General features: G+C 59.5%; 32 protein-coding genes. 16 read left to right on the top strand and 16 right to left on the bottom strand.

Annotation, left to right across the window (positions count from 1 at the left end):
* Positions 1-765 (bottom strand): GntR family transcriptional regulator, encoded by a 765-nt coding sequence (locus tag ACSJLU_RS10060; RefSeq protein WP_025302515.1) that lies wholly within the window; start codon positions 763-765, stop codon positions 1-3.
* Between the two features lie 138 nt (positions 766-903).
* Between ACSJLU_RS10060 and ACSJLU_RS10065 the strand changes: the two genes are divergently transcribed.
* The 3 genes from ACSJLU_RS10065 (at position 904) to ACSJLU_RS10075 (ending at position 3,706) form a co-directional block, all read left to right on the top strand.
* Positions 904-2,418 carry a PLP-dependent aminotransferase family protein gene (locus ACSJLU_RS10065; protein WP_281041533.1) on the top strand — a complete coding sequence of 505 codons (1,515 nt, stop codon included), beginning with the start codon at positions 904-906 and terminating at the stop codon, positions 2,416-2,418.
* Between the two features lie 115 nt (positions 2,419-2,533).
* Positions 2,534-2,986, top strand: a complete 453-nt coding sequence (locus ACSJLU_RS10070) for a GNAT family N-acetyltransferase (RefSeq protein ID WP_342093797.1) — start codon at positions 2,534-2,536, stop codon at positions 2,984-2,986.
* 15 nt (positions 2,987-3,001) lie between these two features.
* Positions 3,002-3,706, top strand: coding sequence for a GNAT family N-acetyltransferase (locus ACSJLU_RS10075; RefSeq protein ID WP_025302521.1), 705 nt, complete (start codon positions 3,002-3,004; stop codon positions 3,704-3,706).
* A gap of 48 nt (positions 3,707-3,754) precedes the next feature.
* Here ACSJLU_RS10075 and purB read toward each other — a convergent pair whose 3' ends face one another.
* Positions 3,755-5,125 carry an adenylosuccinate lyase gene (purB, locus tag ACSJLU_RS10080; RefSeq protein ID WP_033652066.1) on the bottom strand — a complete coding sequence of 457 codons (1,371 nt, stop codon included), beginning with the start codon at positions 5,123-5,125 and terminating at the stop codon, positions 3,755-3,757.
* 22 nt (positions 5,126-5,147) lie between these two features.
* Positions 5,148-5,774 (bottom strand): high frequency lysogenization protein HflD, encoded by a 627-nt coding sequence (gene hflD, locus ACSJLU_RS10085; RefSeq protein ID WP_025302523.1) that lies wholly within the window; start codon positions 5,772-5,774, stop codon positions 5,148-5,150.
* A gap of 331 nt (positions 5,775-6,105) precedes the next feature.
* Here hflD and kup point away from each other — a divergent pair, with 331 nt between their 5' ends.
* Both kup and tnpA read left to right on the top strand, forming a co-directional pair.
* On the top strand, positions 6,106-7,974 hold the full coding sequence (kup, locus tag ACSJLU_RS10090) for a low affinity potassium transporter Kup (RefSeq protein ID WP_025302524.1): 1,869 nt from the start codon (positions 6,106-6,108) through the stop codon (positions 7,972-7,974).
* A gap of 180 nt (positions 7,975-8,154) precedes the next feature.
* Positions 8,155-8,613, top strand: a complete 459-nt coding sequence (gene tnpA, locus ACSJLU_RS10095; RefSeq protein WP_141997679.1) for an IS200/IS605-like element IS1541B family transposase — start codon at positions 8,155-8,157, stop codon at positions 8,611-8,613.
* 120 nt (positions 8,614-8,733) lie between these two features.
* On the opposite strand, the gene mnmA is transcribed toward tnpA, so the two are convergent.
* From mnmA to rluE, 4 genes are all read right to left on the bottom strand, one after another.
* Positions 8,734-9,834: a tRNA 2-thiouridine(34) synthase MnmA gene (mnmA, locus tag ACSJLU_RS10100; protein ID WP_049204195.1), complete on the bottom strand. Its 1,101-nt coding sequence runs from the start codon at positions 9,832-9,834 to the stop codon at positions 8,734-8,736.
* 106 nt (positions 9,835-9,940) lie between these two features.
* Positions 9,941-10,387 (bottom strand): NUDIX hydrolase, encoded by a 447-nt coding sequence (locus ACSJLU_RS10105; RefSeq protein ID WP_025302526.1) that lies wholly within the window; start codon positions 10,385-10,387, stop codon positions 9,941-9,943.
* 9 nt (positions 10,388-10,396) lie between these two features.
* Positions 10,397-10,735, bottom strand: coding sequence for a lysozyme inhibitor LprI family protein (locus tag ACSJLU_RS10110; RefSeq protein ID WP_025302527.1), 339 nt, complete (start codon positions 10,733-10,735; stop codon positions 10,397-10,399).
* Positions 10,736-10,757: 22 nt separating this feature from the next.
* Entirely contained in the window at positions 10,758-11,384 is a 627-nt protein-coding gene (rluE, locus tag ACSJLU_RS10115) for a 23S rRNA pseudouridine(2457) synthase RluE (protein ID WP_043141474.1), read from the bottom strand.
* Positions 11,385-11,515: 131 nt separating this feature from the next.
* On the opposite strand from rluE, the gene icd reads away from it, so the two are divergent.
* Positions 11,516-12,769, top strand: a complete 1,254-nt coding sequence (icd, locus tag ACSJLU_RS10120; protein WP_015377612.1) for an NADP-dependent isocitrate dehydrogenase — start codon at positions 11,516-11,518, stop codon at positions 12,767-12,769.
* 83 nt (positions 12,770-12,852) lie between these two features.
* On the opposite strand, the gene uspF is transcribed toward icd, so the two are convergent.
* From uspF to ACSJLU_RS10135, 3 genes are all read right to left on the bottom strand, one after another.
* Complete coding sequence (gene uspF / locus ACSJLU_RS10125) at positions 12,853-13,308, bottom strand: universal stress protein UspF (protein WP_149570187.1); 456 nt, start codon at positions 13,306-13,308, stop codon at positions 12,853-12,855.
* Positions 13,309-13,526: 218 nt separating this feature from the next.
* On the bottom strand, positions 13,527-13,754 hold the full coding sequence (locus ACSJLU_RS10130) for a YgdI/YgdR family lipoprotein (protein ID WP_025302531.1): 228 nt from the start codon (positions 13,752-13,754) through the stop codon (positions 13,527-13,529).
* A gap of 12 nt (positions 13,755-13,766) precedes the next feature.
* Positions 13,767-14,000, bottom strand: a complete 234-nt coding sequence (locus ACSJLU_RS10135; protein ID WP_019454814.1) for a YgdI/YgdR family lipoprotein — start codon at positions 13,998-14,000, stop codon at positions 13,767-13,769.
* A 346-nt stretch (positions 14,001-14,346) separates the two neighbouring features.
* Between ACSJLU_RS10135 and tolA the strand changes: the two genes are divergently transcribed.
* Positions 14,347-14,787 (top strand): cell envelope integrity protein TolA, encoded by a 441-nt coding sequence (gene tolA, locus ACSJLU_RS10140; protein ID WP_043141467.1) that lies wholly within the window; start codon positions 14,347-14,349, stop codon positions 14,785-14,787.
* A 116-nt stretch (positions 14,788-14,903) separates the two neighbouring features.
* Here the strand turns inward: tolA and ACSJLU_RS10145 are convergent, their stop codons facing one another.
* Positions 14,904-15,440, bottom strand: a complete 537-nt coding sequence (locus tag ACSJLU_RS10145; protein ID WP_025302533.1) for a GNAT family N-acetyltransferase — start codon at positions 15,438-15,440, stop codon at positions 14,904-14,906.
* Positions 15,441-15,608: 168 nt separating this feature from the next.
* Positions 15,609-15,899, bottom strand: coding sequence for a hypothetical protein (locus ACSJLU_RS10150; RefSeq protein WP_025302534.1), 291 nt, complete (start codon positions 15,897-15,899; stop codon positions 15,609-15,611).
* A 146-nt stretch (positions 15,900-16,045) separates the two neighbouring features.
* On the opposite strand from ACSJLU_RS10150, the gene ACSJLU_RS10155 reads away from it, so the two are divergent.
* Positions 16,046-16,465, top strand: coding sequence for a GNAT family N-acetyltransferase (locus tag ACSJLU_RS10155; RefSeq protein ID WP_164099523.1), 420 nt, complete (start codon positions 16,046-16,048; stop codon positions 16,463-16,465).
* Here ACSJLU_RS10155 and ACSJLU_RS10160 read toward each other — a convergent pair.
* On the bottom strand, positions 16,462-16,674 hold the full coding sequence (locus ACSJLU_RS10160) for a hypothetical protein (protein ID WP_025302536.1): 213 nt from the start codon (positions 16,672-16,674) through the stop codon (positions 16,462-16,464). The genes ACSJLU_RS10155 and ACSJLU_RS10160 overlap by 4 nt on opposite strands.
* Positions 16,675-16,767: 93 nt before the next feature.
* Entirely contained in the window at positions 16,768-17,886 is a 1,119-nt protein-coding gene (locus ACSJLU_RS10165; RefSeq protein WP_025302537.1) for an AI-2E family transporter, read from the bottom strand.
* Between the two features lie 294 nt (positions 17,887-18,180).
* Between ACSJLU_RS10165 and ACSJLU_RS10170 the strand changes: the two genes are divergently transcribed.
* Positions 18,181-18,318 (top strand): hypothetical protein, encoded by a 138-nt coding sequence (locus ACSJLU_RS10170; RefSeq protein ID WP_162837928.1) that lies wholly within the window; start codon positions 18,181-18,183, stop codon positions 18,316-18,318.
* Between the two features lie 64 nt (positions 18,319-18,382).
* Here the strand turns inward: ACSJLU_RS10170 and ACSJLU_RS10175 are convergent, their stop codons facing one another.
* The gene (locus tag ACSJLU_RS10175; RefSeq protein WP_342096754.1) at positions 18,383-19,594 is read right to left on the bottom strand and encodes an MFS transporter; all 1,212 of its coding nucleotides are present in this window, start codon (positions 19,592-19,594) and stop codon (positions 18,383-18,385) included.
* A gap of 233 nt (positions 19,595-19,827) precedes the next feature.
* Between ACSJLU_RS10175 and ACSJLU_RS10180 the strand changes: the two genes are divergently transcribed.
* From ACSJLU_RS10180 to ACSJLU_RS10200, 5 genes are all read left to right on the top strand, one after another.
* Complete coding sequence (locus tag ACSJLU_RS10180; RefSeq protein WP_043141449.1) at positions 19,828-20,286, top strand: hypothetical protein; 459 nt, start codon at positions 19,828-19,830, stop codon at positions 20,284-20,286.
* A 98-nt stretch (positions 20,287-20,384) separates the two neighbouring features.
* On the top strand, positions 20,385-20,801 hold the full coding sequence (locus tag ACSJLU_RS10185; protein WP_004941246.1) for a DUF2000 domain-containing protein: 417 nt from the start codon (positions 20,385-20,387) through the stop codon (positions 20,799-20,801).
* Between the two features lie 72 nt (positions 20,802-20,873).
* Positions 20,874-21,905 (top strand): LacI family DNA-binding transcriptional regulator, encoded by a 1,032-nt coding sequence (locus tag ACSJLU_RS10190; RefSeq protein WP_089180813.1) that lies wholly within the window; start codon positions 20,874-20,876, stop codon positions 21,903-21,905.
* Between the two features lie 186 nt (positions 21,906-22,091).
* Entirely contained in the window at positions 22,092-23,015 is a 924-nt protein-coding gene (locus ACSJLU_RS10195) for a TIM barrel protein (RefSeq protein ID WP_025302541.1), read from the top strand.
* A gap of 14 nt (positions 23,016-23,029) precedes the next feature.
* On the top strand, positions 23,030-24,202 hold the full coding sequence (locus ACSJLU_RS10200; RefSeq protein WP_142590470.1) for a Gfo/Idh/MocA family protein: 1,173 nt from the start codon (positions 23,030-23,032) through the stop codon (positions 24,200-24,202).
* Between the two features lie 13 nt (positions 24,203-24,215).
* Here ACSJLU_RS10200 and ACSJLU_RS10205 read toward each other — a convergent pair whose 3' ends face one another.
* Positions 24,216-24,566 (bottom strand): GFA family protein, encoded by a 351-nt coding sequence (locus ACSJLU_RS10205; protein ID WP_043141436.1) that lies wholly within the window; start codon positions 24,564-24,566, stop codon positions 24,216-24,218.
* A 141-nt stretch (positions 24,567-24,707) separates the two neighbouring features.
* Here ACSJLU_RS10205 and ACSJLU_RS10210 point away from each other — a divergent pair, with 141 nt between their 5' ends.
* Together ACSJLU_RS10210 and ACSJLU_RS10215 are read left to right on the top strand one after the other, a co-directional pair.
* Positions 24,708-24,917, top strand: coding sequence for a hypothetical protein (locus tag ACSJLU_RS10210; RefSeq protein ID WP_004941260.1), 210 nt, complete (start codon positions 24,708-24,710; stop codon positions 24,915-24,917).
* Positions 24,918-25,070: 153 nt separating this feature from the next.
* Entirely contained in the window at positions 25,071-26,144 is a 1,074-nt protein-coding gene (locus ACSJLU_RS10215) for an SMP-30/gluconolactonase/LRE family protein (RefSeq protein WP_342096755.1), read from the top strand.
* Positions 26,145-26,160: the final 16 nt, after the last annotated feature.

The following is a 26,160-nucleotide window of genomic DNA, read 5'->3' on the forward strand; positions in this document are numbered from 1 at the left end:
TCAGCTTTCGCTGGTAAACTCGTACATGTCGCTGCGGCAGAAGCTTTCGCTGTATTCGATCGGCTTCTTGCTGTGGTCGAACAGCGTTTGACGCACGATCAGCAGCGGCATCGGTTCTGATAATTGCAGCGCCCGGCGGATGTCGTCGTCGGCCATCGCCGCGCTGACCTGGCTGCGCAGCGATCCCATTTCGACGTTATTGCGCCGGAAGTAGTCGTACAGCGAGATGCCGATCTCGTCGACGTTGGCAATCGCCGCCACCACCACGTAGGACACCGCCACCGACATCGGCCGCCGATCGATCAAGTGAATGCGTTTGAGTGTGTAGATCGGCGTTCCGGCCGCCAGCTGCAGCTTTTCAGCCAGTTCAGCGCTGGCGGGTACCCGCTCGCGGCTGATCCATTGCGTATCTGGCCGGCGCCCCTGCTGTAACACCTCGCTCGAGAATCCTTTGACGTCTGCCAAAGAATAGAACAGCTTCGGTTCGGGCCGTTGCAGTTGGATAAAGGTGCCGTAACCGCGTGAACGGCCGATGAGGCCGTCCTGCTCGAGGCAGGCCAACGCTTTGCGTACCGTGATGCGCGAGATGCCGAGCCGTTCGGTGAACAGGCGCTCGCTGGGCAAAAAATCCCCCGCATTCAGCAATCCTTGATCGATAGCCTGGCGCACCGAGGCGTTGAAGCGCAAATACAGCGGCATCGCGCCCGCGCTGGCCAGATCCTGCTGCAGTTTGTCCAGCAGACGCTGGTTGGTCTCCTTGCTCATAGCCGACGGAAATCCTGTAGCCGCATTGCGATGGCTTATTTAAGGGGATTTCGCCGGGCAGCGCAACTGCCGCCGCCAAGAGGGGAAATGGGGTAGAGTAGTGTGCAATCGCCTTAAGCTCGGAGAAACAGACTGCCCATGAGTGATCACCCACCCTACGCGGATGACGCGGCAATCCTGGCCGCCTTCGCGCAGCAGCGGCAACAAGGCCTGACCCGGCGCTCGGCGCTGCATCAGGCTCTGTTGCAACTGATTGCCGCCGGAGAACTGCCCTGGCGGGCGAAGCTGCCGCCGAGCCGTGCGTTGGCGGCCCGGCTGACGGTGGCGCGCGACACGGTGGAACAGACCTACGCGCGGCTGGAGGCTGAGGGGTTCATCAGCCGAACGGTGGGGCGCGGCAGCTTTGTGCGTTATCGTAGTGACACGCTGCTCGGCCGTGAACTGCTGACGACGGCGACGGGGCAAGAGGCGCGGCTGGCGGAGCGCGAGCTGAGCGATCGCGGCCGGGCGCTGCTGGCGGTCAGCCATACGCCGCACACCTGCCGCCAGGCTTCGCTGACGCCTTCGCTGGCGGACCTGCGGGCGTTCCCCATCGAGCAATGGCTGCAGCAGGAAAAGCAGGCGCTGCGGCGGCACGGCGAGCGATTATTGGGGTATGCCGATCCGCAAGGGCTGCCGGAGCTGCGCGCGGAGATCGCGCACTATCTGCAGCGGGAGCGGGGCGTCAAGGCGACGGCGGAACAGGTGATCGTGGTCACCAGCTCTCAGCAGGCGTTGGCGTTGTGTACGCAGGTGCTGTTCGATCCCGGCGATGCGGTATTCGTCGAAGAGCCGGGTTACCAGGGGGCAAAAAAACTGGTGCAGTCGGCGGGGCTGCAGGCGCGGCCGATCGGCATCGATGAACAAGGGCTGGACGTCGGGCAGTTGATGCAGGCTTCGGGCGGCGGGCGGGGCGTTTACATCACGCCGTCCCATCATTACCCGCTGGGGTATTCGCTGAGCCTCGAGCGGCGGCTGGCGCTGTTGCAGTGGGCGCAGCGCTGCCGGGCCTGGATCATCGAAGACGACTACGACGCCGAGTTCAACTACGACCGGCAAACCAAGGCGGCGCTGCAGGGACTGGACAGCGGCGGGCGTACGCTGTACATCGGCACCTTCAGCAAGACGCTGTTTCCGGGGCTGCGCATCGGTTTCATGATCGCGCCGCCTCAGTTGGTGCGGCCATTGGTCGCCGCCAGGCAGTTTCAGGACGGCTACACGTCGGCGCTGGCGCAGATGACGCTGTTCCACTTCCTGCACGAGGGCGGCTACGCTGAGCATCTGCGCAATATGCGCACGCTGTACAAAGCGCGGCTGGACGTGCTGTACGACGCGGTGCATCGTCACCTTGCTGCCTGGACGCGTCCGGCGCTGCCGCAGGGCGGGCTGCAGCTGGTTTGCCCGTTGGCGGATGCGGCGACGGAGCGGCGGCTGGTGGCGGCGGCCGCCGAAAGGGGGATACGGCTGTACGGCCTGGCGGACTTCTACACCGGCACACCGCAGCGCGGGGCGTTGGTGCTCGGCTTCTCGGCCTATACGCCGGATGAGATCGTGCGCTTTATCGCCACGCTGGCGCAGGTGTTCAACGCGCTGCCGGTGGAAAGCGATGGCTAAAATTGGTCTGCTCTGTGTTTCAGATTGGTCCGTATTGTACTGCCGCCATGCGGTGTATTCTGCCGCTATCCGATTATTTCCCTAATGGAAATAATATCTTACACCGTGAGGCGCTATGAACCCATCAAATCGTGAAGTGACTATCCGCAGAATCAATGGCGACGACAGAGCGCAATGGCTGGCGCTCTGGCAGGGCTATCTCGACTTCTACCGCGCCGACGTGGCGCCGCAGGTGACCGATCGCACCTTCGAACGGTTGGGGCAGGATGAACAGGTGTACGGGCTGGTGGCGGAGGATGCCGACGGCCAGCTACTGGGGCTGATGAACCTGGTGTTCCACCCGTCCACCTGGAGCGCAGTCGGCTATTGTTATATCGAAGATCTCTATGTGTCGCCGCAGGCGCGCGGCCATAAGGTGTCGGAAAAGCTGTTCGAACAGGCGTACCGATTGGCAGAGACGCGCGGCAGCGATCGGGTCTACTGGATGACCCAGGAGTACAACGCGCCGGCGCGCTCGCTGTACGACAAAATCGGCAGAAGAAGCTCGTTTATCGTTTATACCCGTTAACCGCAGGAGGCGTGTATGGCAATGAATCGTTATGGTCAGCCGATTGGCGAACCGATGCCGGATTGGCAGCCGGCTCGCCGTCCGGGCGGCGCGACGCTCGGCGGGCGTTTCTGCTCGCTGGCGCCGCTCGAGCCGCAGCGGGATTACGCCGCGCTGTTCGAGGCGTTTCAACTGGCGCCGGACGGCCGCGACTGGACCTATCTGTCTATCGAGCGGCCCGATACGCCGGCGGCGATGCTGCAGCATCTGGAAACGCTGCAGGCCAACCCGACGCTGGTTAATCTGACGGTGTTCGACGCCGCCAGCGACGCGCCGGTGGGCACGGTGGCGCTGATGCGCATCGACGAGGCCAATGGCGTGCTGGAGATCGGCCACGTCAGCTGGTCGCCGTTGATGAAACAGCGCTCCAGCGCCACCGAGGCTATCGCGCTGCTGCTGCGCTATGCCTTCGACACGCTGGGCTACCGCCGCTGCGAGTGGAAGTGCGACAGCCATAACGCGCCCTCCCGCCAGGCTGCGCTGCGCTTTGGCTTTCGCTACGAGGGTAACTTCCGCTATGCGGTGATCGTCAAGGGGCGCAGCCGGGATACCGACTGGTTCGCCATCACCGCCGACCGGTGGCCGACGGTACGACAGGCGCTGGCGCGCTGGCTGAGCGCGGACAACTTCGATGCGCAGGGGCGGCAGATAGCTCGGCTGCAGGTGTTGCGCGGCGAATAATAAGCAAAAAGGCGGCCCACGGGCCGCCTTTTTATCGGGCTAAAGCGCTTACTTCAGCTCGTCGACTAGGGTAGTGGCGCGGCCGATGTAGTTGGCAGGGGTCATCGCCTTCAGACGGGTTTTCTCTTCTTCCGGCAGCGCCAGGCCATCGATGAACGCCTGCATGCCGGCAGCGTCCACGCGCTTGCCGCGGGTCAGCTCTTTCAACTTCTCGTAAGGCTTCTCGATGCCGTAGCGGCGCATCACGGTCTGGATCGGCTCGGCCAGCACTTCCCAGTTGTGATCCAGTTCGTCCAGCAGGTGTGCCTGGTTCACTTCCAGCTTGCTGATGCCTTTCAGGGTGGCCTGGTAGGCGATCAGCGCATAGCCCAGGCCCACGCCCAGGTTACGCAGCACGGTGGAATCGGTCAGGTCGCGCTGCCAACGGGAGACCGGCAGTTTGCCCGCCAGGTGGCCCAGCACGGCGTTGGCCAGGCCCAGGTTGCCTTCGGAGTTTTCGAAGTCGATCGGGTTGACCTTGTGCGGCATGGTGGAAGAACCGATTTCGCCGGCGATGGTCTTCTGCTTGAAGTGGTTCAGGGCGATGTAGCCCCAGATGTCGCGGTCGAAGTCGATCAGAATGGTGTTGAAACGCGCTACGCAGTCGAACAGCTCGGCGATGTAGTCATGCGGCTCGATCTGGGTGGTGTACGGGTTCCAGGTGATGCCGAGCGAGGTCACGAACGCTTCGCTGAACTGATGCCAGTCCACTTCCGGGTAAGCGACGATGTGGGCGTTGTAGTTGCCGACAGCGCCGTTGATTTTACCCATGATCTCCACGCGCTCCAGCTGGCGGTATTGGCGCTCCATGCGGTAAGCCACGTTGGCGAACTCTTTGCCGACGGTCGACGGGGTCGCCGGCTGGCCATGGGTGCGCGACAGCAGCGGGATATCGCGGTATTCCAGCGCCAGCCCTTTCAGCGCATCGATGATTTTACGCCAGTAAGGCAGCACCACGTCCTGACGAGCGCTTTGCAGCATCAGCGCGTGCGACAGGTTGTTGATGTCTTCGGAGGTGCAGGCGAAGTGGATGAACTCGGACACCGCGTGCAGCGCAGGCACCGCCGCCACTTTTTCCTTCAGGAAATACTCGACCGCTTTCACGTCGTGGTTGGTGGTGCGCTCGATGGTTTTGATACGCTGAGCGTCTTCTTCGTTGAATTCAGCGACGATTTTGTCGAGGAAAGCGTTTGCGTCGGCGTCAAAAGCGGGAACTTCCTTGATTTCTGCGCAGGCGGCCAGTTTTTGCAGCCAACGTACTTCAACCTGTACGCGGAATTTCAGCAGACCGTATTCGCTGAAAATGGGGCGCAGTGCGCTGACTTTATCACCGTAGCGTCCATCAACGGGGGAAACGGCGGTCAGTGAGGATAATTCCATCGGTAGCAACTCCTGGGATCGATTAACAATGAGCAACGATATTTTGCGCCTGCTTGAACAGACGATTACGGGAAAACATTAACTGCAGGCGGCTGCCGCCAACCTGTTGCCACAGCACGGCGGCGCGAATGCCGGCCAGCAGCGTGGCGCGAACCTTGGCCTGCACCTGCGGGTTCTGCAAGATAGCCGGCGAGCCGGTTACCTGGATACGCGGCCCGAGCGGGCTGACCACGTCGACGTAAATGCCGGCCAGCGCGCTGATGATGGTGTCTGACTCAAGATCGAAGTGCGCCAGCTGGCGTTCGAGTTGGCCGAGGCGTTCACCGAGCGTGTTCATCGCCTGTTTGTTGGCGTTGAGCTTGCGCTCCAGCACCATCAGGCTGATGGTGTAGCGGGTCAGTTCCGCGCCCGGCCCTTTGTTGTTGGCGTTAAGCACGCCCATCAGGGTTTCGAGGCCGACCATCAAATTGCGCTCCTCGCCGCCGAACACCGCCAGCGTGGAGGGCGGGTCCATCTGCAGCAGGCTTTTCAGCGAGGTCTGAAAGGCTTCGCGATTGCATTGCCCTTCGTGGGCCAGCTGCTGAACCAAACGCGCCGCCTGGCTGATGCCCGCCATGGCCAGCGTGATGTCATAATAATTCTTCGCCACGAATACTCCTGTAAACGCTGTGAACGGTACATGGCTTACTGCATAAGGTTGTGTGTATCGCCAGGGTAACGGCGGCGGCCGCGAACGGGAACGATCGGGCGTGGCTGTAACAACGATGACAACGAATGCCGCGGATCATGCCACAAAATCGAGGGTAAACCCAGCGTCTAATACGCCTGCGGCAAGGCGGATGCGCCGTGCGGCGCAGAACTGCGCAAATAGGCGGCGAAAATCGCCGGCGCGGCGGTGCGAACTTATTGTTGCGGCGACAAATAAAGTGCGGTGGCTGCATCTATACTGCCAACGTGAACCCTTAAATAAAGACCTCTATATGCACGTAAAAAACAAGCAGCCACTGCCGGCGGTAACGCTGGCGGCCATCGGCGTGGTGTACGGCGATATCGGTACCAGCCCGCTGTATACCTTGCGCGAATGCCTGACGGCGGAGGAGGGCATCACCCTGACGCCGGCCTCGATTTACGGCTTTTTGTCGCTGATTTTCTGGCTGCTGACGCTGGTGGTGTCAATTAAGTACATTTGTTTTGTGATGCGTGCCGACAACGACGGCGAGGGAGGCATTCTGACACTGATGTCGCTGGCGATCCGCAAGCTGGATGCACGCTGGGTACCGGCGGCGGTGCTGATCGGGCTGGTGGGCGGCAGCTTCTTTTACGGCGACGGGGTGATCACTCCGGCCATTTCGGTGCTCTCGGCCATCGAGGGGCTGCAGATTATCGCCCCCGAGCTGGACAGCTTTATCGTGCCGCTGTCGCTGCTGGTGCTAACCGCGTTGTTCGCGATCCAAAAGCGCGGTACCGGCAGCGTCGGCAAATTGTTCGCCCCGGCGATGGTTATCTGGTTCCTGACACTCGCGCTGCTGGGCATCGGCGGCATTCTGCATCACCCCGGCGTGCTGCGGGCGCTGAACCCTTACTGGGCGGTGAATTTCTTCCTCGAATACAAGGCGGTGTCATTCTTTGCGCTGGGCATGGTGGTGCTGTCGGTCACCGGTGCCGAAGCGCTGTACGCCGATATGGGCCACTTCGGTAAAAAGCCGATTCGTCTGGCGTGGTTTACGCTGGTGGCGCCGGCGCTGGTGTTGAACTACTTCGGCCAGGGAGCGCTGTTGCTGGCCAATCCGGCGGCGATCAACAACCCGTTTTTCCTGCTGGCGCCGACCTGGGCGCTGCTCCCGCTGCTGGTGATTGCCACGCTGGCGACGGTGATCGCCTCGCAGGCGGTGATCTCCGGCGTGTTCTCGCTGACGCGCCAGGCGGTGCGGCTGGGCTACCTGCCGCCGATGCGTATCATCTATACCTCCGATCAGGAATCCGGGCAGATTTACATTCCGGTGGTGAACTGGCTGCTGTTCGCAGCGGTGCTGATCGTGATTATCAGTTTCAAACACTCCAGCAACCTGGCGTCGGCTTACGGCATCGTGGTGACCGGCACCATGCTGCTGTCGTCGATTTTGCTGAGCATTGTGGCGGTGAAAAACTGGGGCTGGCCGCGCGCGTTGGGCGGGCTGATGCTGCTGGTCATGCTGTGCATCGACGTACCGCTGTTCGGTGCCAACCTGATCAAGCTGGCGACCGGCGGTTGGCTGCCGGTGGCGCTTGGGCTGACGATTCTGCTGATCATGCTGACCTGGAAGACCGAGCGTTCGCGCCTGATCCGCCGGTTGCGCGACAATCAGGAAGGGCTGAGCGCGCTGATCGAGTCGCTGGAGAAAGCGCCGCCGAAGCGGGTGCCGGGCACCGCGGTGTTTATGGAGCGCACACCGCATGCGGTGCCGCTGGTATTGTTGCACAACCTGAAGCACAACAAGGTGTTGCATGAGCGTGTGGTGCTGCTGACCATCGTCACCACCGACATGCCGTACGTGCACAACGTGCAGCGGGTGGCGATTGAACAGCTGTCGGCGAGCTTTTGGCGGGTGGTGGCAAGCTACGGCTGGCGCGAGACGCCCAACGTGACGGACATCCTTTATCGCTGCGGGCTGGAGGGGATGAGCTTCACCATGAACGAGACCTCGTTCTTCATGTCGCGCGATACGCTGGTATTGGGCAAGCGCCCCTGGTATCTGCGCGTGCGTGGCAAGGTATTTCAGCTGTTGCAGCGCAACGCGCTGAGGGCGCCGGATCTGTTCGAAATCCCGCCGAATCGGGTGATTGAACTGGGGGCACAGGTGGAATTTTGAATAAAAAAAAACGCTGCGGTAAACGCAGCGTTTTTCTTGTATGCAAAAACCCCCAGCTAGGCTGGGGGTTCCGTAAAGCTTTCAGCTTTGAGCCAGTTATAAAGACCCCTTTTGATTTGTTAAAACAGTTTGCGGTCTGGCAACTGCGAACGTTCAACAAGAAATCAAAAGGGGGTCCCTATGAGGGACGAAAAGAGCTTAGCGCACACGCGCTGGAACTGTAAATATCACATAGTATTTGCGCCGAAGTACCGAAGACAGGTGTTCTACGGGGAAAAGCGCAGAGCAATTGGCAGTATCTTAAGAAAGCTTTGTGAATGGAAAAGCGTGAATATTCTGGAGGCGGAATGTTGTGTGGATCACATCCATATGCTTCTGGAAATTCCCCCCAAGATGAGTGTATCGGGGTTTATGGGGTATCTGAAGGGCAAGAGCAGCCTGATGCTTTATGAGCAGTTTGGGGATTTGAAGTTCAAATACCGTAACAGGGAGTTTTGGTGTCGAGGGTATTACGTTGATACGGTGGGTAAAAATACAGCCAAGATACAAGAATACATAAAGCACCAACTGGAAGAGGATAAGATGGGTGAGCAGTTGTCGATCCCCTATCCAGGTAGCCCGTTTACGGGTCGGAAGTAACCGATAGAAGCAAATGTCAGATCGCGATGCGCCTGTTAGGGCGCAGCTGGCAAGAGAGCCTTATAGGCGCATATGAAAAACCTCCGGCTATGCCGGAGGATATTTATTGCGACAGACGAATTATGCCAGGCGCTGTTCGATAATGCCGCCGCCGAGGCAGATTTCGCCCTGATAGAACACCGCCGACTGGCCGGGGGTGACGGCGGAGACCGGCTCGTCGAAACGCACTTCGATGCGCTCGCCGTCGAGTGGGGTCACGGTGCAAGGGATGTCCTGCTGGCGATAGCGGGTCTTCACCGTACAGCGGAACGGGCCGGTCAGCGGCAGACGATCAACCCAGTGCAGCTGCTGCGCGATAAGGCCGACGGACATCAGACGCGGGTGATCGTGCCCCTGCGCGACCACCAGCACGTTGTTGGCCACGTCTTTATCCACCACGTACCACGGATCTTCGCTGCTGTCTTTCATACCGCCGATGCCCAGCCCTTTGCGCTGGCCCAGGGTGTGATACATCAGGCCCTGGTGTTCGCCGACGGTCTGGCCGTCGACGCTGACGATCGGGCCCGGCTGCGCCGGCAGGTAGCGGCCGAGGAAGTCGCGGAATTTACGTTCGCCGATAAAGCAGATACCGGTGGAGTCTTTCTTCTTGGCGGTGACCAGCTCCAGTTGCTCGGCGATGCGGCGCACCTCCGGCTTCTCCAACTCCCCGACCGGGAACAGGCTTTGCGCCACCTGCTCGTGGCTCAGGGTATAGAGGAAGTAGCTCTGATCTTTGTTGCCGTCGACGCCGCGTAGCAGGCGGCTCTTGCCATCCACGTCCTGGCGACGCACGTAGTGGCCGGTGGCGATAAAATCGGCCCCCAGATCTTCGGCGGCAAACTCCAGGAAGGCTTTGAATTTGATCTCTTTATTGCACAGGATGTCCGGGTTCGGCGTGCGGCCGGCCTTGTACTCTTCCAGGAACAGCTCAAACACGTTGTCCCAGTATTCCGCCGCGAAGTTCACCGTGTGCAGTTCGATGCCCAGCTTGTCGCAGACCGCTTGCGCGTCGGCCAGATCGGTCGCGGCGGAGCAGTACTCTTCGTCGTCGTCTTCTTCCCAGTTTTTCATGAACAGCCCAGCGACCTGATAGCCCTGTTGCTGTAACAGATAGGCGGTAACGGAGGAGTCGACGCCGCCGGACATACCGACGATTACTTTTTTCTGGCTGTTGTCTGACATGGGGATCTCACGAACTTGAACACGAACCGTGCTGATAAAAACAAGCGCAGGATTTTACCACGTTGGCCGCGCCGGCGCACTGGTCATCTTGTGCTGCTCGGCGCCCTTAAAACGGCCAGGCGAAGCTGCCGACCAGCGACAGCGGATAGCGCTCCGGCTGCTGGTAGCTGCGAATGCTCTCCGCCACCAGCGCGGAACGCAGGTTGGGCGCCTGCAAAATCTCGTCGGCGCTCAGCCACAGGCAGCGATCGATGTCGCTGTCGTGCGGCTCGGTCGGCAGCGGCTGTTCCAGCTCGATAACGAAGCAAAAACGCAGAAACGGCGTGCGATCCGGCGCTATCCACTGGTGCAGGCGCAGGAACGCCTGCGGCGTGGCGCGGATACCGGTCTCTTCCCACAGCTCGCGCTCGGCGGCCTGCACCAGCGTCTCGTCGGCCTCCAGGTGGCCGGCCGGCTGGTTCCACAGCGCTTTGCCGTTGATGGTCTCTTCGACCACCAAAAATTTGCCGGCGGCGTGTACCACGCAGGCCACAGTGACGTGCGGTTTGAACATGCGGTCTCCTTACAGCGGTTTGTCGATGCGCCGGTAGATGTCGTCCAGCTCGGCGATGCGGGTGCGATAACTTTGCAGCAGGCAGGCGGTATCGCCGCCGCACCGCTGGCGTTTTGCCAGCCAGGCCTGCTGGCTGTCCTGCATCGCGCCACGCGCGCCCATGGCGAACAGGCCGCGCAGGAATTGGTACTTGGTGGCCATTTGCACATCCAAATCGTTCAGCGTGCGGTTGGCGCAGATGGCTTGCTCATCGCGGTTTGCTGCCTTGGCGCAGTCGAAGCTGGCGGCCTGGGCCGCGAACGGGGCCGCCAGAGCGGCGAGCAGCAGCGCGATCGGCGTGGATTTCATGGCGCCTCCATCAGTTATCGGTCTACAGGGAATCGATGCTTTTCCATTCACCAGGCTGCAGTGAACCCAGCGAAAGATTACCCATACTGTAGCGAATCAGGCGCAGGGTAGGGAACCCGATATGCGCCGTCATGCGACGCACCTGGCGGTTTCGCCCTTCGAATAGGGTGATTTTCAGCCAACTGGTGGGGATGGATTTACGCTCGCGGATCGGCGGGTTGCGCGGCCATAGCCACTGAGGCTCGGCCACCAACTCAACACCGGCGGGTAGCGTCGGGCCGTCTTTCAGCGTGACGCCGCTGCGCAATGGCGCCAGATCGCTCTCCTGCGGCGCGCCCTCGACCTGCACATAATAGATTTTGCCGGTGCGCTTGCCCGGCTGGGTGAGCTGCGCCTGCAGCTGTCCGTCGTTGGTCAGCACCAGCAGCCCTTCGCTATCGCGATCCAGACGCCCGGCGGCGTAAACGTCGGGGAAGGGGATGTACTCTTTCAGCGTGGCGCGGCCGGCTTCATCGGTGAACTGCGGCAGCACGTCGAAGGGCTTGTTGAATAACACAATTCGACGCGGCCCCTTCGGCGCGGCGGGTTTGGCGGCATTCGGCTTGCTGAATCGTTTAACGTTGTGATTTCTAACAGAGAATTTTTTCATAACAGTTGAGATTACGGATGATAAGCGCATTATAACCGAATCCGTTTCGGATTGGCGCGGACCGAATATTCAAGTAGTATCTACACGCATCTTACAAAGCATTAACAAAATTGCGCTTGAAGGAGAGGTTGATGGAAAGCAAAGTAGTTGTTCCGGCAGAAGGTAAAAAAATCACGGTTGACGCCCAGGGTAAACTGGTTGTTCCTCATAACCCGATCATCCCGTTCATCGAAGGCGACGGCATTGGCGTTGACGTGACTCCTGCCATGATCCACGTGGTTGATGCGGCCGTTAAAAAGGCTTACCACGGCGAACGTAAAATCTCCTGGATGGAAATCTACACCGGCGAAAAATCTACCCACGTTTACGGTAAAGACGTGTGGCTGCCGGACGAAACTCTGGACCTGATCCGCGACTACCGCGTCGCCATCAAAGGCCCCCTGACCACCCCGGTCGGCGGCGGCATCCGTTCTCTGAACGTGGCCCTGCGCCAGCAGCTGGACCTGTACGTGTGCCTGCGCCCGGTGCGTTACTACCAGGGCACTCCAAGCCCGGTGAAACAGCCTGAGCTGACCGACATGGTGATCTTCCGCGAAAACGCCGAAGACATCTACGCCGGCATCGAGTGGAAAGCCGGCTCCGCCGAAGCGGACAAAGTGATCAAATTCCTGCGCGACGAAATGGGCGTGAAGAAAATCCGCTTCCCAGAGCAGTGCGGTATCGGCGTGAAGCCATGCTCCGAAGAAGGGACCAAGCGTCTGGTGCGTGCGGCGATCGAATACGCCATCACCAACGACCGCGACTCCGTGACCCTGGTTCACAAAGGCAACATCATGAAGTTCACCGAAGGTGCCTTCAAGGATTGGGGCTATGAGCTGGCGCGCGAAGAGTTCGGCGGCGAGCTGATCGACGGCGGCCCATGGCTGAAGATCAAGAACCCGAACACCGGCAAAGAGATCGTGGTTAAAGACGTGATCGCCGACGCCTTCCTGCAGCAAATCCTGCTGCGCCCGGCGGAATACGACGTGATCGCCTGTATGAACCTGAACGGCGACTACATCTCCGACGCCCTGGCGGCCCAGGTTGGCGGCATCGGTATCGCGCCGGGCGCCAACATCGGCTCCGACTGCGCGCTGTTCGAAGCGACTCACGGCACCGCACCGAAGTACGCCGGCCAGGACAAAGTGAACCCAGGCTCCATCATCCTGTCCGCAGAGATGATGTTGCGCCACATGGGCTGGTTCGAAGCGGCTGACCTGATTGTTAAAGGCATGGAAGGCGCAATCGCTGCCAAGACCGTGACCTACGACTTCGAACGCCTGATGGAAGGCGCTAAACTGCTGAAATGTTCAGAGTTTGGCGACGCTATCGTTAAACACATGTAAGTGTGTTCAGCGCTTGAATGAGAGCGGGAGCCTTAGGGCTCCCGTTTTTTATGGTTCAAATATGAGTGAGGTATCGGACAGGCTCAGCGAGCGGCGTTAGCCGATTCACGCACGACCAGCACCGGGCAATTGGCGTGGCGGACGACGGCGGTGGCATTCGAGCCGAGGAGGTAAGTCATTGCAGAAGGGCGGTTGGAACCCATCACAATAATCTCCGCGTTAAGCGCATCAGCGAGTTCCAGGATCTGATCTTTGGGATCGCCGACGGCCACATGGGTGGTCACTCTATCCTCGGGAACGCTGAATTGTTTCGCCGCTTTTGCCAGCCCCTCGGTCGCTACCGCAATAGTTTCATCTTTGGTTTCCACCGCCGCGGTGGCGGCAAAGCCGAAGGCCGCGTAGGTGGCGCGAGACGGGATCACCGCCAGGAAATGGACGTGGGAGTCTTCGAGCCTGGCGAGCGCATTGACATGCGGGATGACCTGCTGTGTTAATTCCGGCTCGGTAATATCCACGGGAACCAAAATAGTTTTGTACATACTCCCTCCTTATCGTTATCAAATAACTCCACTTCTTGGATTATAGCCGTTCGACGCCGGGAAAGGGGAGATCCGTATGGCAAACCTGAGAACGTTGTCTGCTGAAATGTCAGGTGGTTATCGACGTTCTCATTAAACGCGGGCAGGCACGGTTGGTGTTTGAGTTGGGAGGGAGCCATGGGCTCCCTAGGTTTTAGCGGGCTAAGATTATCGGAACCTTAATGAGGGATCTCTGAAACCTCTTTGACTTCCGTCTTGTTGATTTGCTGTTTAACGCCATTGGCATCGGTATAACCGAGCAAACCGGCAGAGGTTTCTTTCGGTTTACCGTCACTGATGAGCGTTCGGCCATCGTGGGTATGAATAGCGTAGCTGGTGCGTGTGCAGCCTGACAGTGTGGCGATAGCAACCAGGGCGATCGCGGGAAGAACAAGCGCTTTTTTCATTTGAAGCTCCTTTTAGTTATCCAACTCACTCATGTTTGCAATCTGGTCTCGATTGATCTGTTCCGTTTTGCCCGTTTCTGCATTTCGGTAGGAGACTAACCCGGTATCTTTATCGACTTGAGGCTTGCCGTCGGTGACAATAGTCTTGCCATCCGTTGTTTTAATCGCCTGATTGGAAGCGCAGCCCGCCATGAACATCACCGTGGTCGCAGTAAGAAGCGCGGCAAAGAGTCGTTTACTTTTCATACTTACCATCCTGGTTACTTAAATGAATTTAATGGCAGGAAAGTAAGTATAGGCAGAATCTCCAGATTGCTAGCGTTAAAAGTGCTTTTAATGCGATAAAAAATTAAGAATTTCTTAATTTATTGATGGAGTGATTGCCCATTCGAGGGGTGTCGATAAGTCATGGCCTTCAGGCGTACGGCCCGCCGATGGGGTTAGAGTTTCATATCATCATCTACTCACGATTTTCCGCGCGCCAGAGCTTGATGTCATTGGCGGTTTTACGTGAATTCTGTATAAGTATTGACCGGGGGTCTTGTCAAATACCACGTTGATTTGGCTGATAATCATCCATAAGGACAGGGATATGAAAATTACGCATTCAGGCTACAAAACCGGCGCCGCCATATTATTGGCGGGAATGTTCGCACTGGCATTAACGGGGTGTGCCAAGAGTACTGCCCCCAGCCAAAGCAATCCGGAAAATAAAAAGGTTGACGATCTTTTCGCCAATCTTGGCGACCCAAAGGCGCCGGCACCGGGAAAAGAGAAAGAACGCTATATCGCCCAGTTGCAGGCCGTGATTCAAAGCCATTTGAAAGATGCCGAAGCCTACTCGGGCAAGCGTTGCACATTGCGTATCACGCTGGCGCCGGACGGTATGCCAATCGGTGTTCGAACTGAAGGAGGCGATCCGGATCTTTGCCGCGCCGCCATGAAGGCAATTGCCGATTCGCGCTTCCCTAAGCCGCCGACGGCAGAGGCCCATAATGCGTTCCAAATTATCACGTTGCAACTGCGTCCTTAAGCAGCTAGATGAAATAAGGGGTTGGTATAACGCAGTGTTTTGCAGCGGGATCTTTTAGTAAAAAATTTAGGTGTTCACGTGACTTCCACCAGCCTGTGCGGCTGGTGGATTTAGATTTAAGTCTTTATTGTCCGTCTTAGTTTTAAGCAAGATGCGCCTTTGTATTCGCATTGGCCAAATATTTGGTAACCCAGATGTTGAGCTATTTTAACGGAAGGCCGATTGTTTTCACCGATAAGGCAAACTGTTTGAGCGGGTGATAACGTGCTGTCAATCCATTGATGCGCTGCGGCAGCCGCTTCTTGCGCGACTCCCTGACCTTGGGCCTCCCGGGCAATAATCCATGCGGCTTCAGGGCTCCCATCGAAGTCATTGCCCAGACCCCGATGAAAATCCGCCAACCCGGTCTCGCCCAGGAACTGTCCGTCCACTTTGCGAAATATGGCGAACAGCCCATAGCCGAAAACCGACCAGTGGCCAATATAGCGCAGTAGTCTATTCCAACCGTCTTCAGGTGAAAGATTGGGGGCGCTGATAAATTTGAACAGTTCCTTATCTGTAAACATGGCATACCAGGCATCGAAATCGGCCAGGTTGTGAGGACGTAATATCAACCGTTCGGTTTCGATGTGCACGGCAGGGAGTAAAGGCATAACGGTTCCTTTTCTGCGTTGCAGCGTATCGTAATGTTACCCTGAGAGAACGAGCGATAATTTCCCGTCTTGGCGCGCAGATGACAAGGTTACGGCTAAGGTGCGGGCAAGCTCTTTGTCGCAAATCACTTTATCATTGGGTTTAACGCGCCGGCTACTTGTTTGGTATTACCGATACATCATCGCGCTCACGCGCTCGGCCCGATCTTTAAAACCGTTGCTGCGCATCGTTACCACATAGTAGCGATAGTGATGTTTCTGTGCGTATTCGCGCACCAGATCTTCGGCGAACAGGCCGCTGAAGGTGACGGTGGTGACGAATGTCAGCCCTTTCACTTCGTAGGTGCTGATCTCTTGCGGGGTGCCGATATACGGCGGCGGGAACACGGTTTTGTGGAACTGGCAGCCCGCCAGCAGCAGGGTAAACAGCAGGGCGGCGGAGATTTGCGGTATTCTCATCGGGAAAAGCTTTCCTTCCTTGGCGTGTGTTTTAGTAACTCTATAATAGGATTACAAAATTCGGCGGGGATGTAAAAGTTATCCCGCTTCGGTTGCCGTTTCGTTGAAGCGGTGTCGCCGTCACCCATCAGAATGAAGGGGTAAACATGTTTGTTCGTCTTGCCACTGAAACCGATGCCGCAGCCCTGATCGCCCTCGACAGCGTCGCCGAAGACGAGCCGCAGCGCACGGCGCAGATCCGCACCTGGTGCGCACAGAGTGTCTGCTATCTTGCCGAAGAACGGGGCGTGGTGATGGGCTACGGTGTGCTGCACTATCACTTCTTCGGCTGCGGCTTTGTCGAGATGCTGATGGTCGGCGAGCGCTATCGCCGCCGGGGCGTCGGGCAGGCGCTGATTGCGGCGTTGAAATCCCATTGCCGACATCCGAAGCTGTTCACCTCCACCAATCGTTCCAACCTGCCGATGCAGCGGCTGCTGTTGAACGCCGGGTTTGTCGCCAGCGGCCAAATTGACAATCTCGATGACGGCGACCCGGAGCAGGTCTTTTTCATCCCGCAGCGCTAATACAGCCGGACATCGACCGCCTGCTGTTGCAGCCAGGTGCTGACGTAACCATAAGCGGCATAGAAGGCCAGCAGCGCGAAGAGCAGCACGGAAAGCGAGGCCAAAAACTTGACGTCGCCGTGCTTTGACAGCTGATAGGCGCAATAGATAAAGGCTAACAGGCACAGCAGAGTGAAGGCGATAGCCAGCGTGGCGTAAAAAATAAGCATAACGAAACCCGTTCTTCCTTGTAAGCGCGGCAAGGATACCACAGACAAAAAAAGGGGCCCAATTGGGCCCCTGTGTGATTCGCTGCGAGAGGGTTACTCCGCCGCCGCGTCGGGATGATTTTTGCCTTCCTCGATGAATTCTTCGTCGATCTCTTCGATGTTCTCCTCGCTGTCGCGGCCGGACAGGATGTTCCAGCAGGCGATGAACAGCGCGGCGATCAAGGGCCCGATGACGAAGCCGTTGATGCCGTAAATCTCCATGCCGCCCAGGGTGGAGATCAGGATCAGGTAGTCCGGCATTTTGGTGTCTTTGCCTACCAGCAGTGGGCGCAGAATGTTGTCCACCAGGCCGATCACCACCACGAAGAATACCACCAGGAAAATGGCTTTCCACAGCATGCCGGTGGCGAAGAAGTAGATCACCGCCGGTACCCAGATGATGGCGGAGCCCACGGCCGGGATGATCGACAGGAACGCCATCAGCGCGCCCCACAGCAGGCTGCCGTCGATGCCGGTAAAGTAAAATGCCAGCCCGCCGAGCGCACCTTGCACCACGGCGACCACCACCGTGCCCTTGACGGTGGCGCGGGAGACGGCGGCGAACTTCACGAACAGGTGGTGCTTCACGTGCTGGGAGAGCGGCAGCGCTTCGAGCGCCAGGTTCACCAGATAGGGGCCGTCTTTCAGCAGGAAGAACAGCAGGTAGAGCATCACGCCGAAGCCGACGACGAAGTTGAAGGTGCCTTTGCCGATCAGGAAGACGCTGCCCGCCAGATATTGCCCGCCCTTGAGCGCCACGTCGGAAAGCTGCTTTTGGATCTCGGCGGCGCTGTTGAGGTTATGCTCCGCCAGGAAGCGCTGCGCCCAGCCGGGCAGGTGACGCATAAAGTCCGCCAGCATGGTCGGCAATTGGCTGTTGTTGGTTTGCAGCTTGGTGTAGATCACGTTGAATTCCATCGCCAGCGATGAGGCGATGATCGCCAACGGCGTGAACACGATCAGACAGATCAGCGCCACCGTCAGCAGCGACACTACGCCGTTGCGTTCGCCGACGTACTGCTTCAACTTCTTTTTCACCGGATGGAAAATCACCGCCAGAATAACCGCCCACAGCACTGAGGAGTAATAAGGCCCCAGCACGTCGAGAAAGGCGGCGGTAACGATGAACAGGATCAGAATAAAGAATCCCTTGGAAATGCCTTTAGACATCATAGTCGTCCCTCAAAAGATGAATTTTCAGCATAGATGAACTGAATGAAAACAACACTATCATCACCTTTGCTTAACCGGTAGGGGATTTTTAACGGCGTATACCATAGGGTTACTAAGGGAAAGGCGGGCGCTGCAGGGTGAACAGGCGGCGGCGCGAGAAAAGAAAGAGGGCTAAATAATTAACAAAATTTATCGATTGTGTTTCATTTTGTGAGCCGCGCTTGCCGCCTGCGCCAGGCTTTCCTAGTTTTTAGGAGGGCGGCCTTTCGTCCGATATCACGAAGGAGTATGCAAATGACTGAACACAAACGACTCGGTGTCATCGAGAAAACGCTACTGATCGCCTTTGCCGGCCTGCTGGTGTATTTCGCGGCCACTGGCGCATTGTCATTGTCGGGTCTCGATCATCATTGGCCTTATCCTTCGCGATAGGCAGGCACCTGCACCAGGGAAAATTCAGCACCGCTTATAACAAACAGAACGACTTTTCTGCTTATCACCCTGCATTATGCCGCCTGCTGAGAAAAGCCAGCGCTAACAGCGCCCCTAACAGGGCCGCCGCCAGCACCAGCCACGCCGGCGCCACCCAACCGGCTGCGGCCACGATGGCGCTCAGCGCGACCGGGCCGATCACCTGGCCGAGATAGTTCCCTTGCATCACCAGCCCCAGGCTCAGCGGCAACAGCGTGGGCTCCGGCGTCGCCGCCGGCGTGGCGGCCAGAATGGTGGCGGGCAGCATGCCAGCGATGGCGCAGAACAGGAAACACAGTGGGATCAGCAGGCCGTTGGGCGTCATCGGCAGGAAAATGCCGATGCCGAAGATGCCGATGACCAGGCTGGTGGCCGCGAGCAGGCTACCGGCCCGCAGACCGCGCGACAGCAAGAACCCGGCGGCGAGGTTGCCGATGATGTTCGCCGCCACCGCCGCTGCGCTGATGCCGCCGGCGGCCGCCAGCGACAGGCCGATGCGCTGCATCAGGAAGATCGGCAGAAAGGTCATCACCGAGAAAAACTGCAGGTTGTAAGTGGTGAACATCAGCGCCAGCAACAGCGGTTGGCGTGCCCGCAGCATCGCGCCCAGCGCATGCCGCAGCTGCAACGGCGGAACGTGCGTCTTGGCGGCGCGTCGGGGCGTGGTCAGCGGCAGCAGCAGGGCGGCCAGCAGCGTCAACGCCGCACCGGCCTGCCAACTCTGTTGCCAGCCGGCGAGATGGGGGCCGAAAAACAATGAAATGGCGATGCCTGCCGGCATGAAGGTGCTCCAGATGCCGAACACCAGGCTGCGCTGCGCCGGGGCGACGATGCGGTTCAGCACCGCCGGCGAGGCGACCACCACGATCACGAAGCCGAGGCCTTCGACAAAGCGGCTGACGATCAATCCGTTGAAGTCGTGCAGCGTGGCGCCGGTAAAGCTGGCGGCGCTGACGATCAGTAACCCCGCCGCCAGCAGGCGCCGATCGCCCCAGCGGCGCACCAGCAGCCCGGCGGCGATGCCGCCGAACACCCCGACGAAAGGAAAGGCCGAGATGACCCAGCTCAGCGTTTCGAGCGAACGGCCGAATTCGGCCTGCAGCGCCGGTAGCGCGATGGTGGCCTTACCTACGTGCAGCGCCGCAGCGATGCCGGCGAACAGCACGTTGATGACGGCTAGCCAGGGCGTAGCGGCGGGAAGGACGCGGTCGATGGCGTCCGGTTTCATCGCGGTCATAACACTCTCCAGAGGCGGTAACGCCCTCACTATGCGTCTGCGCCATGACAGACGTCGTTCAAATGCTGCGCTATCACGCGGAGAAATTATTCATTTCGAGCTTTATTTTTGCGCACCTCGTTGTTTGGTTCGCCAGCGTACCACCCTGCGTGGACGCGGGTGTCCGTTCAGCGGTTTACTGTTCCGGCACGCAGCGAGCGTGCCCGATCAATTTTATTTATAAGGAGCAGTGTATGTCAGAGATGATGAATGAAAATGGAGCGCCGGTGATGGAGTGGAGCTATGGCGGCCGGGGTGATGATATCAGCAGCAGCCTGAGCCTCGACACGGTTGAGGAGCAACCGCAGGGTTTCTTGATGACGGTCGATCGGCCGGTGCAGATCTTTAAAGAAGCGCTGTCGCCGATGATGGCCTTTGTCACGCTGCTGCGCCCGCTATACGCCAAGACGGGCGAGGGCTTCCAGTACGTGCCGGTTTCCAACCCCTGGACCGACGTGCAGCGCCTGCCGGCCAGCGCAGGCTATCTGGGCGTGCAGGTTAACGCTGGCCTGTTCTTCCACGGCGCCAAACCGACGCACTATAAAGATCGCGACGGCCAGATGAAACCGATTGACGGCGGCACTATCCTGCAGAACATCACCGTGCTGCATCAGGTGGCGCAGCCGCTGGGCCCGGGCGAAGGCGGGATCTGAGGCTGAAACGTCATCACGGGGCCGGACGCGGCCCTTATCTCGCCTTGAAAACCGCCCTTGGCTTGGGTAAAAAGGGTTGTCTATTCAAGGAGAAGAGTATGTACAGCGATAACGAGAAAAAATTCTACATCATCCTCAACCGCAACCACGAACCGGCCACTCTGTTTAACGCCTCCTGCCATCTGACGGCGGGCATCACCGATCTTATCGAGCAGCGCGAGTTTCACCACTACCCGAGCAGCCTCGACGGCGTCAGCGCCAATATGAGCCACTACCCGATCGTCATCCTGCAGGCCAAGAACAGCAGCCAGCTCAGCAACCTGATCCTCAAGTGCAAGGAGGAGGGCGTGCTGTCCAACTTCTTCACCACCACCATGCTGTCGCACTCCGCCGAGCAGCAGATCGCCGACACCGCCAATACCCCCTACGAGCAGTTGGACTTCGTGGCGGTAGCGCTCTACGGCGACACTGAACAGCTTAAGCCGCTCACCAAGAAGTTCTCCGTCTACCGTTAATCGCGAACGGCATCACATCAGGGGCGTCAACGTCTATGATATTTTTCCATCAAATCGTTGATGGAGATGAACATGAGCGGCAAGAAAACCACCATGGCGGCGATCGCCAGAGAGGCGCGGGTCGGCATCGCCACCGTCGATCGGGTGATCAACCAACGCGCGTCGGTGCGGCCCGCCACCCAGCGCCGGGTGATTGAGGCGGCGAAAAAGTTGGGGTTCGCGTTGGAAAAGTCCCACTGCCTGTCGGCGGTGCTGGGCAGGCCGGAACGCCGCCTGAGAATGGGGTTCATCCTACTGCGGCGCGAACACTCTTTCTATGCGCAACTGGCTGATGAACTGATGGTGCAAGCGGCGCCGTATCATGAGCCGGGGCAGCCGCCGCAGTTCATCTTCCACTCTCTCAATGCCATCGGCGATACCGCCGCCGCCATTAGCCAATTGAGCCGCCAGGTGGACGCGATCGGTGTGTTGGCGCTGGATCACCCCCTGATCCACTATGCCGTAGAAGAAGCCGCGCAGGCGGGCATCAACGTTTTCGCGCTGCTGTCGGATTTATCGGTGCCCAGCCGCGCCGGCTACATCGGTCTGGATAATCAAAAAGCGGGCCGCACCGCCGGTTGGGCGGTGGACCGTCTGTGCCGGCGTCAGGGAGATGTTGGCGTGATCATCGGCGACAACCGTTTTACTTGCCAGGAAGCCTGCGAGATCGGTTTTCGCTCCTACCTGCGTGAGCAGATGAGCGGCCAGCGTGTGCTGGAACCGGTGCGCAGCCTCGAGGACGCGGAAACGGCGCGCCGGGTCACGCGTGAACTGCTGGCGAACCACCCGGAGCTGGCGGCGCTGTACGCGCCGAGCGGCGGTGTAGAGGGCATTATTCAGGCGTTACGAGAGAGCGGCCGGCAGCGCGACATCACGCTGGTGTGCCACGGCCCGGTGCAGGGCGGTGAAATGGCGCTGCTCGACGGCACGGTGGATCTGTTGCTGTGTCACCGCATTTCTGAGTTGGCCGCCACGATTGTCGAGACGCTGCTCGCTGCCGATGAACAACCGGGATTACGCCACATCATTAATCGCTTCGATGTGATCACCAAAGAAAACCTCTGACGGCCGCTGAGTGGTGTTTGCCGAGGTCATGGCGCAGTCAGGCGTCGCCTCAATTTGATTAAAAACTATCAAATAATTCATCAAAAATAGCGCGATCTCTATCAAAAAATAAAATTTTCATTATTGATGGTTTTGGAATTTTTGTTTGATACTGCCGGCATTCCCCGCAAGAAAGGAGCCGTCGCCATGACTTTGCCTATCGCCAATGCGCCCTGCAGTTGGGGCGTGGATGACCCAAACAATCCCCATTTGCCGCCCTACGCCACGGTTCTGCAAGAAGCGTCGGCGGCCGGCTACCGCAGCATCGAGCTGGGGCCGTGGGGCTATTTGCCGACGCAGAGCGAGGCGCTGTGCGCCGCGCTGGAGCAGCATCGTCTGTCGCTGGTGGCCGGCACGATTTTTGACGATCTGGTCAGCGAGGCGAACATTGAGCGCCTGCTGGCCCTGACTCATCGGATATGCCGCAACCTCTCGCGGGCGCCCAGGGCGGAGCCGACCGAGGGCGATCGCGCCGCGCCGCCGTTCTTGGTGATTATCGATTTCGGCAATCCGCAACGCGCCAGGTTCGCCGGGCGTTCAGATTTAGCGCCGCGTTTGTCGCAGGCAGAGTGGCAGAGGATGATCGGGCACATTACGCGCATCAGCGAATTGGCCTGGCGGGAATACGGCGTGCGGCCGGTGGTGCATCCGCACGCCGGCGGCTGCATCGAGTTCGCCGACGAAATCGACCGGTTGGCGGCGGACATTCCGCATCACACCGCCGGATTGTGCCTGGATACCGGCCATCTGTATTACGCCGGGCTGGACCCGGCGGCCTGGCTGAGCAAGCACTTTGAACGTCTCGATTATCTGCACTTTAAAGACGTCGATCCGCTGGTGTTCCGCGAGGTGCTGGCGCGCGGCGTCGATTTTTTCACCGCCTGCGCCGAGGGTGTCATGTGCCCGTTGGGCAGCGGGGCGATCGATTATCCGCAGCTGCGCGCGCTGTTGGCCGAGCGCGGATACCGGGGCTGGATCACTATCGAGCAGGAACGCGATCCGCGCAATGTGCAGGGCAGCCTGCAGGACGTCACCGCCAGCTTGCGCTACTTGCGCGGCCTCGGCTTTTAATCAGGAGAAACACGATGATCAACGGCAGCAAACCTTTGGCGAGATCGTTGCGTTGGGGCATGGTCGGCGGCGGCGGCACCAGCCAGATAGGTTACATCCACCGTTCGGCGGCCTTGCGCGACGGCGCGTTTACTCTGTTGGCCGGCGCGTTTGACATTGACGCCGAACGCGGGCGTGATTTTGGTCGGAGCCTGGGCGTGGTGGCGGAGCGCTGTTATGCGGATTATGCCGAGATGTTCCGCGCCGAAGCCGCGCGGGCGGACGGCATTGAAGCGGTCTCGATCGCCACGCCGAACAACACCCATTACGCCATTTGCCGGGCGGCGCTGGAGGCGGGATTGCACGTGGTGTGCGAGAAGCCGCTGTGTTTCAGCGTCGATGAGGCGCAGGCGCTGGCGGCGTTGTGCGAGCGGCAGCGCAAAGTCATCGGCGTGACCTACGGCTATGCCGGGCACCAGATGATTTTACAGGCCCGGCAGATGATTGCCGATGGCCGTCTGGGGGAAATCCGGCTGGTGAATATGCAGTTCGCTCACGGCTTTCACGCCGCGCCGGTGGAGCAGGATAATCCCAGCACTCGCTGGCGGGTCGATCCGCACTTTGTCGGCCCCAGCTATGTGCTGGGCGATCTGGCGACCCACACGCTGTTTCTGGCGGAAACCATGGCGCCGCAGCTGAAGATCCGGCGGTTGATCTGCAGCCGGCAAAGCTTTGTGCCGTCGCGCGCGCCGTTGGAGGACAACGCCTATGTGCTGATGGAGTATCACAACGGCGCCGTCGGCTCCGTGTGGTGTTCGGCGGTCAACTGCGGTTCGATGCACGGTCAAAAGGTGCGCATCGTCGGTGAAAAGGCTAGCCTGGAGTGGTGGGATGAACAACCCAATCAGCTACGCTTCGAAGTGCAGGGCGAGCCGGTGCGGATCCTGGAGCGCGGCATGCCGTATCTCGATGCGCCGGCGTTGGCGGACGATCGCATCGGCGGCGGTCATGCGGAGGGGTTGTTTGAAGCCTGGTCGAATCTCTACCGCCGCTTCGCGCTGGCGATGGACGCCACCGATCGGCGCGACGCGGCCTTCCTGGCCGACTTCTGGTACCCGGACGTGCAGGCCGGCGCACTGGGCGTGAAGTGGGTGGCGTGCTGCGTGCAATCCGCTGAAACCGACGCCGGCTGGGTCGCCTTCGACTGAGTGCGCGATTCGCTCAGACGCTGGCCCCGTCGTAGCTGTGGATCTGTAACGCATCCAGCGCGACGTCAGGCACGCAGCGCAGGTTAACGGCGCACATCGCGGCGCCGTCCGGCGCGGTACCGTAGGCGAAGGGCTGGGCACCGCAGGTCCGGCAGAACTGATGGCGGATCCTGTGGTGATTGAAAGTGTAAGTGCTGAGCTGGTCCTGACCGCTGTTGAGCGTGAAAGCGCTGATGGGGAAGAACGACAGCAGCAGCCCTTTGCGGCGGCAAATAGAACAGTTGCAGCTGAGGGCTTCGGTGGGCAGTTCGGCGTCTACGGAGAAGGTGACGGCGCCACAGTGGCAGCTTCCCTGGAATGACATGGCGATGATCCTGTATCAGGGGGGAGTGTTTGCCCAGTATAGTGCAATTTATCGTCACTCGGCCGCGCCCGGCTTGGTTTCCTTAGTAAATGCGCGGTTTTCTGGTAGGTTAGAGGTTAACGTCATCAAAAGGAGATCGCGATGTTAGAACATTACTATCCGGCCAATATGGGCGCCGAACCGGTCACGGACGAACAGCACAAACGGCTGGTGGCGGTGCAGGCGGCGCTGGAACTGATCAAGGCCACGCTGTCGGATACCAACGACGGCAACGGCGTGGACTTCCAGCTGAAAGCGGCGGAAAAGCACATCGGCCCAATGGCCGACGCCATTCAGGAAGCTCTGAAGTAACGGTTCGCCGTCACCTCAACCGCCCGCATCGGGCGGTTTTTTTTTGCGCTGATTACTGCGATTTTTTTAGTGGCGCATTGCCTTTTTCCCGGCTGGTGCCGTAAGCGGCGCGATCCTACTCTAGCGATCCGAGTCCTCATCAGGGTCATGCTCATGTTCCGCTTCAGTCTCTTGTCTTTCTTATTGTTGCGCCGCCGGCGCGTCACCCAGCTGGCCGGCGCCACACTGCTTCTCGGCGTCGTTATGCAGGCGCAGGCCACGCAACGCATCGATTTTTCGCCGGATCCCGCCGGCGCCTACCCTGAGGGCATCGCCTGGGAGCCGCGCGCCGGTGCGTTCCTGATCTCCTCCCTGCGCGGTGGCCAGCTGGGCCTGGTCTACCCGGATGGCCGCTATCGGCGGTTTTCCACCGACAAGGGACTGATTACCACCTCCGGCATGCTGGTGGACACCGAGCGCAACCGGGTGCTGGTATGCAACGAAGACGTGGGCGTCTCCCTCCATTCAGCCCCTGGCACGCGCAATCGCGTGGCGCAGGTGCTGGAGTTCAATCTCGATACCGGCGCGCTGCAGCAGACGTACGATCTCTCATCGTTAAGCCGTGGGCCGACGCTGGCCAACGATCTGACGCTCGATGCGCAGGGCAATATCTACGTCACTGACAGCTTCCAGCCGCAGATTTACAAGATCGACCGGGCAACGCGCCACGTGTCGATCCTGGTGCGCTCATCGCTTCTGCTGCCCGCCGACGCACCCGCCGCTGCGCAGGGCACACAGCCTTATCTCAACGGCATCGTCTATCACCCGGATGGCTACCTGATTGCGTCGGACTACACCCGCGGGCTGCTGTGGAAGGTGACGATGGATAACACGCCTGCGATAAGTGAAATCAGGCTGCCGCATCGGCTGAAAGGGCCGGACGGGCTGCGGCTCAAAAACGCCAACGAATTGGTGATCGTACAGTCTTTTCCGGCTGAAAAGGGGAGCATGTCCGGCGACGTGACGCTGCTCGCCTCGGCCGACGGCTGGGCCAGCGCCCATGTCGCCGCGGTCGCCACGCCGCCGGGATTGGATGGGCCGACCGGCGCCGCGTTGCGCGATGGCGAGGTGTGGGTGGTCAACTCCCGTTACCCCAAACTGTTTGCTGACGTCGCTCAGGCGGAGAGCATCAGGACGTTCAGCATCGTCAAGGTGGCGTTAGCACGGCCTGCAGCTGAGGCACGCTGATCGACGACGGTTGCCA

Origin of the sequence: Serratia bockelmannii, assembly GCF_051803255.1 — a bacterium.
GTDB lineage: Bacteria > Pseudomonadota > Gammaproteobacteria > Enterobacterales > Enterobacteriaceae > Serratia > Serratia bockelmannii.